This is a genomic window from Sporosarcina sp. Y352 (assembly GCF_056786535.1).
Map to the genome: position 1 here is coordinate 65307 of NZ_JBXCJE010000016.1, position 6000 is coordinate 71306.

Consider the following 6000-nt stretch of genomic DNA (forward strand, 5'->3'; position numbering starts at 1 on the left):
CTTTCTACGTCTATTTTACACGAAAGCTGTTGGGATTACTAATAACGAACCGTTACATATGTGAACCTTTGACGTCATTTTTTATGAAATAGATAAGTGTTTGCAATTCTACAGACAAATCGATTGTATGCACTCGTACCGATTCCGGTACTGCTAGACGGACAGGAGTAAAGTTTAGAATCCCTTTAACACCCATAGTGACAAGTCGATCTGTCACTTCTTGCGCAATACGTGATGGCACTGTGAGAATTACGAGGTCAATACCTAATTCCTCAATCTTTTCTTTAAGCGTATCAGGATGAAAGACAGGTATTCCACTCATCTCTGTGCCCTCTTGAGTTGATTTTGGATCGAATGCAATGACGATCCGCGTATTATGGTTCTTATGGAAATTATATTTCAAAAAAGCATTTCCCAAGCTACCAACCCCGATGAGTGCGACGTCCGTTTTTTCATCCTGGTCGAGAGTTTGACGGAAAAAGTCTACTAGGTAATGCACGTCATAGCCATAACCTTTACGGCCAAGTGCCCCGAAATGGGAAAAATCACGTCGAATCGTAGCGGCATCGATTTTCATCGCTTCACTTAACTCGCTGGATGATACACGTTTCTTTCCTGTGTTCGCAAAATTTTGGAGAAACCTATAATATAGAGGCAAACGCTTTGACGTTGCCTGTGGAATTTTTGGTGTTTCTTCTATCATACTAACCCTCCTGCACGTACTTAAAGGCGATTCTATCGTACAGTAGATAATGAATGTTGTAAAGGCGACCGTTGCACGCTTGACACTATTCATTTAAACTGAAGAGGAATAGAGGTGCTACTTTTGATTGTATTACAAGTGAATGGACTAACAAAATCATTTTCAGGAACAGATATATTAGAAAACGTAAAACTAGAAGTCCAGCACCGCGACCGCGTTGCATTAGTTGGACGTAATGGCGCTGGCAAATCAACACTTCTCAAAATAATTGCCGGTGAAATGACAGCTGATTCAGGTGATTTAATCGTTCCGAAAGATATACGAATCGGCTATCTTGAACAGCATTCAGGAATCGATTCCTCGTTAACAGTTTGGGAAGAGATGATGACCGTATTTGAACCACTTCACAGTATAGAAAGACGGCTCAGATCGCTTGAAGGACAAATGGCCGATCCGTCTGTCTATGACAATAAGACTGACTATGATCGTGTCATTAAAGAATACGATGCTCTGCAAGTCGAATTTAAGGACTCAGGCGGCTATCAATACGAATCTGATACCCGTTCAGTACTGCACGGGATGCGTTTTTACCCTGAGGACTACACTAAAAATGTCACCCTTCTTTCGGGTGGTCAAAAGACACGATTGGCGCTTGCTAAAATGCTTCTTAGTAAGCCCGATCTCCTCATACTCGATGAGCCGACAAACCACCTTGACATCGAAACGTTAGGCTGGCTTGAAAAATACTTGGTATCATACGAAGGGGCTATTCTAATTGTTTCCCATGACCGCTATTTCATAGATGAAATCGTCACGATTGTCTACGAGGTGTCCCGTAAAAAAGTAATGAAGTACACAGGTAACTATACTGCCTATCTTGACGAAAAAGCAAAAAACTATGAACGTGATCAAAAACTATTTGTAAGAGAAATGGGAGAGAAGGCCAAGCTTGAGGATTTCGTTCAGCGCAATATTGCTCGTGCATCTACATCCAAAATGGCCAAGAGTCGTAGAAAAACGCTTGAAAAGACGGACTGGATGGATTCGCCTGATGGTAATGAGAAATCAGCAAATTTCACTTTCTCAATTGATCGACCAAGTGGTAACGATGTACTTGCCCTTGAAGAGCTAGCGGTAGGCTATGACGGTATTCCTGTCTCAAAGGGAATCGATATGCGGATATACAAACAAGATCGCATTGCGCTCATCGGACCGAACGGCGTAGGGAAATCAACAATATTAAAAACAATCGTTAAAGCACAAGACCCGATATCCGGTAAAATCCGGTATGGTACAAATGTTCAATTTGGCTATTACGATCAGGAACAGGCAACACTTATCGGAACTGGTACCGTTCTACAAGAACTGTGGGATGAGTGGCCGATGATGAATGAAAAAGATGTTCGTTCTGTGCTAGGACGCTTTTTATTTACTGGTGAGGATGTGGAGAAATCTGTTAGGTCTTTATCAGGTGGGGAAAAAGCCCGCTTATCACTTGCTAAATTGATGTTACAGAAATCGAATACACTTATCCTTGATGAGCCGACAAACCATCTAGACCTTGATAGTAAAGAAATTCTAGAAAATGCTTTGGATGACTTCCCGGGCACGCTTATCTTCGTGTCACATGATCGTTACTTCATTAACCGTATTGCAACTAAGGTAATTGATATTAGCGGTACTGGTGCAGTTGAATATCTTGGTGATTACGATTACTTCGTAGAGAAGAAGCTGGAACAGGAAGAACTGCTCGCCGAAACAAATGCAGCAACAAAAACGACAACTCCAGTGATTGAAAGAAAAAAAGACGATGACAAAGAGCTAAAAAGACAGGAAAGAAGATTAACTAGAGCCATAGACGAAGTAGAATCTAAGCTTTCAGTTTTGGAAGATAAGATTGGGGCATTACAAGAAGAACTTTCCACTCCTGAGTTTGCAGATGACCATGTGAAATTAATGGAATTGCAGTCCCAGATTGACACACTCCAGGATGAACATGATCGCAAATCGGAAAATTGGCTTGCGCTGCAAGAGGAACTAGAGATTTTAGCTTAAGAAAGGATTGCGTCATTTTGAATCAAGACTCTTGATTCAAAGTGGCGCTTTGTCACTTTTTGCTGTCGGAACATATCGGATTACGAAATATGCACATTATACCGGCGAAATACTTTCCACAATCTTATTCACAACTAAAACCTAGTTATACCGGTAATAGTTTAATATTGTCCACATTACCCACAGTAAAGTCAATTGTTATACACATAGTTATCCTCCCTCAACTGTTATTAATGGTTGATATGTCATTGTTATGCACAACTTATCAACAAATGTGCATAAGTACGAACGTTCCCTATTGACATTCTAAAATAAATCGGGATAAAAAAACACAGAAATTGTCGCAATTTGGCAACTTCTGTGTTTTTACGTATTTATTCTTTCCACGAGACGAGGGGCATACCTGGTTTACCGTTCATTGCAAGATTTCCGCGAATACCGTCACTGAACATTGCTGATCCAGCAGCAGCAATCATTGCTGCATTGTCTGTACAGAGTGCAATTGGAGGTACATAGAAGGGAACTTCCTCCCTCTTGAAGTTTTCTTCAAGAGATGAGCGTAATCCTTTGTTTGCTGCTACTCCTCCAGCTGCAATTACTTGCTTGACTCCAAACTCCTTCGCTGCTTTCAATGCTTTTGTTGTCAGTACCTCCACAACACTCGCCTGGAAACCTGCTGCGACATGGAATGGGTTTACGGCCTCTCCACGTTGTGCAAGATTATGTTTGTAGTTAATAACAGCAGATTTGAGTCCACTGAAGCTGAAATCGTACGAACCTGATTCAAGCCAAGCCCTTGGAAATTCTATTTGTCCATCACTTTCAGCTGCCAGCTTATCAATTTGTGGACCGCCCGGATATGAAAGTCCAAGTACACGAGCTACCTTGTCATAGGCTTCACCAGCAGCATCATCACGCGTTTCACCAATGAGTTCAAATGAACCATGCCCTTTCATTAATACAAGCTCTGTATGACCACCTGAGACGATTATAGCTAGAAGTGGGAACTCCATTGGTTGCATCAGCTCATTCGCATAAATATGGCCTGCAATATGATGCACGCCTATAATCGGCAATCCATTGGCAAATGCAAATGCTTTCGCAGCATTAACGCCGATTAACAACGCGCCGACTAAACCCGGCCCTTCCGTAACGGCAACTGCATCCAACTCTGCAGGTTTAAGTTTTGCATTCGAAAGTGCTTCTTCAATCACCAATGTAATTTGTTCAACATGATGTCTTGAAGCGATTTCCGGTACTACCCCGCCAAATCGCTTTTGGCTAGTAATTTGTGATGCCACAACATTTGAAATGATTTCAGTTCCATTTTTCACAACGGAAGCGGCAGTTTCATCACAACTCGTTTCTATTCCTAAAATATAAATATCTTTTGTCATTTGAATTCCACCCACATGACGAGCGCATCTTCATGGTCGTCTGCATAATAGTTTTTTCTGATTCCGCCGTCCTGGAAACCAAGTTTACGGTACAAATTTTGAGCCGTAGTATTAGTCATCCGCACTTCCAGGGTCATTAACCGGACTTCTTTTTCTCTACAAACAGCTATCGCTTCTTTCATCAATCCTTCACCAATGCCGTTTCCCTGCATATGCTTTCGTACCGCAACATTTGTAATATGACACTCATCTAGAACAATCCACATGCCACAATGGCCTATGACTTTCTCTTCAAATTCAGCTACGACATAATGAGCATAGTCATTTCCATTCATTTCATGTTCAAAAACTTCCGCAGTCCAAGGAGTAGCAAATACTTCTTCTTCAACTTCAACAACTGAAGATATATCACCTGTTCCCATCTCTCTATAAATAATCACTTTATCCAAGATCATTTTCCTTTCCCTGCTCTTTCAGCCAATTTGCCTCTGCTTCAGCAATACGTCTATACTCCGGAACGAATCCATGAATATCATTTTCCGGTTCTGATTGAGCAGCTACATATATAAGCGAAGATGCCCGAGGTAGATTAAATTGAAGAGGAGAAATTACGGCACCTGTACCAAGCCGTTCAATAAGCATTTCTTTATGCATAGCCGTATCTTTTCCAACGAATAAAATAGGACTACTTTGCTCTTCAAGTAATAGAATCAATTCTTCAAGGGAGTAATGTCCATCCTCTATCAATTGAGTAAGTTTTCCTGCTTCGGACCGATAAACACCTGCATAGACATTACTTCTTCTAGCATCGACTAACGGGCAAATCAAACCGTTGTAAAATAACACATTTGCTGCCATTGCTTTCAAAGTAGACACCCCAACGAGAGGCTTACCGAGTGTCCAGGCAAGTGTCTTTGCAATCGTCACTCCAATTCGAGCACCTGTATATGAACCCGGTCCTTCCGAAACTGCAATTGCACCTATATCCGCTGGTTTCAGATTTGCTTTTTCCAATAGCTGTTCAATTGCTGGCATAGCACGTAAGGAGTGATTAATAGCCATCGCGGAAGTTTCTTCTATTAATAATTCCCCATCTTTAACTAGGGCAACGGAAATGGGCGTGTTAGCTGTATCTATACCTAACCAAATCATAAGAAAATCCCCTCACAAATCTCTTCATACCTCTTACCTAGAGGCGTAATAATAATTGTTCGTTTGTCTTCACCATTATGGACAAGCTGAATTTCCAAACGTTCTGTAGGTAAATCATCTTTAATTAGATGTGCCCACTCAATTACTGATACGGCATCACCATAAAATAGCTCGTCCCAGCCAAGATCCTCATCACTGCCAGCTAATCGGTAGACATCCAGATGATTGAACGGATACTTCCCTTCATACTGTTTAATGATTGTGAAAGTCGGACTATTAACTGTGCCTGTAACACCTAATCCCTTTGCAAGGGCTTTTGTAAATGTTGTTTTTCCGGCACCTAAATCCCCCTCAAGCGTCAGTACATCTGGAGGAGTGAGAAGAGATGCAAGTTTAGTTGCGATTTCTTCTGTCTCCTCGACAGAATTCACTTCTATTTTCCTAGTCATAATCAGATTTCCTTTCTACTTCTTTGCTATAGTGTACCTAAAATACATTGCATCGGAAAGTATTGATACTTTTTTATAATCATTTTAACATCTTAAACAACAAAAAAACCGACTCCGGAATGAAATCCCGTAATCGGTTCTGAATTTAGATTTAAATGGCGGTCCCGACCGGGATCGAACCGGCGATCTCCTGCGTGACAGGCAGGCATGTTAACCGCTACACCACGGGACCTAAAGATGTAAT

6 protein-coding genes and 1 tRNA gene are annotated in these 6000 nt (G+C 41.4%); 1 reads left to right on the forward strand and 6 read right to left on the reverse strand.

Annotated features, from left to right (window positions below):
- Window positions 1–52 precede the first annotated feature (52 nt).
- Window positions 53–703, reverse strand: coding sequence for a redox-sensing transcriptional repressor Rex (locus AC1TO6_RS18930; RefSeq protein WP_482103181.1), 651 nt, complete (start codon window positions 701–703; stop codon window positions 53–55).
- Between the two features lie 123 nt (window positions 704–826).
- On the opposite strand from AC1TO6_RS18930, the gene AC1TO6_RS18935 reads away from it, so the two are divergent.
- A complete protein-coding gene (locus AC1TO6_RS18935) occupies window positions 827–2758 on the forward strand; it encodes an ABC-F family ATP-binding cassette domain-containing protein (RefSeq protein WP_482103187.1) in 1932 nt (643 codons plus the stop codon).
- 374 nt (window positions 2759–3132) lie between these two features.
- On the opposite strand, the gene tsaD is transcribed toward AC1TO6_RS18935, so the two are convergent.
- The 5 genes from tsaD to AC1TO6_RS18960 all read right to left on the reverse strand — a co-directional run bounded on the left by tsaD (window position 3133) and on the right by AC1TO6_RS18960 (window position 5988).
- Window positions 3133–4155: a tRNA (adenosine(37)-N6)-threonylcarbamoyltransferase complex transferase subunit TsaD gene (gene tsaD / locus AC1TO6_RS18940; protein ID WP_482103182.1), complete on the reverse strand. Its 1023-nt coding sequence runs from the start codon at window positions 4153–4155 to the stop codon at window positions 3133–3135.
- Entirely contained in the window at window positions 4152–4577 is a 426-nt protein-coding gene (gene rimI / locus AC1TO6_RS18945; protein WP_482103188.1) for a ribosomal protein S18-alanine N-acetyltransferase, read from the reverse strand. Before rimI ends, tsaD begins: the two co-directional genes overlap by 4 nt.
- A 19-nt stretch (window positions 4578–4596) precedes the next feature.
- Complete coding sequence (gene tsaB / locus AC1TO6_RS18950; protein ID WP_482103183.1) at window positions 4597–5307, reverse strand: tRNA (adenosine(37)-N6)-threonylcarbamoyltransferase complex dimerization subunit type 1 TsaB; 711 nt, start codon at window positions 5305–5307, stop codon at window positions 4597–4599.
- Window positions 5304–5756 (reverse strand): tRNA (adenosine(37)-N6)-threonylcarbamoyltransferase complex ATPase subunit type 1 TsaE, encoded by a 453-nt coding sequence (tsaE, locus tag AC1TO6_RS18955; protein WP_482103184.1) that lies wholly within the window; start codon window positions 5754–5756, stop codon window positions 5304–5306. The genes tsaB and tsaE overlap by 4 nt, the downstream gene beginning before the upstream one ends.
- A gap of 156 nt (window positions 5757–5912) precedes the next feature.
- Window positions 5913–5988: transfer RNA gene (locus AC1TO6_RS18960), tRNA-Asp, on the reverse strand.
- Window positions 5989–6000: the final 12 nt, after the last annotated feature.

Excerpts from the sequence above, each read along its gene's own strand:
- AC1TO6_RS18930 (WP_482103181.1), bottom strand. The coding sequence starts at position 703 with ATGATAGAAGAAACACCAAAAATTCCACAGGCAACGTCAAAGCGTTTG.
- tsaD (WP_482103182.1), bottom strand. The coding sequence starts at position 4,155 with ATGACAAAAGATATTTATATTTTAGGAATAGAAACGAGTTGTGATGAA.
- rimI (WP_482103188.1), bottom strand. The coding sequence starts at position 4,577 with ATGGGAACAGGTGATATATCTTCAGTTGTTGAAGTTGAAGAAGAAGTA.
- tsaB (WP_482103183.1), bottom strand. The coding sequence starts at position 5,307 with ATGATTTGGTTAGGTATAGATACAGCTAACACGCCCATTTCCGTTGCC.
- tsaE (WP_482103184.1), bottom strand. The coding sequence starts at position 5,756 with ATGACTAGGAAAATAGAAGTGAATTCTGTCGAGGAGACAGAAGAAATC.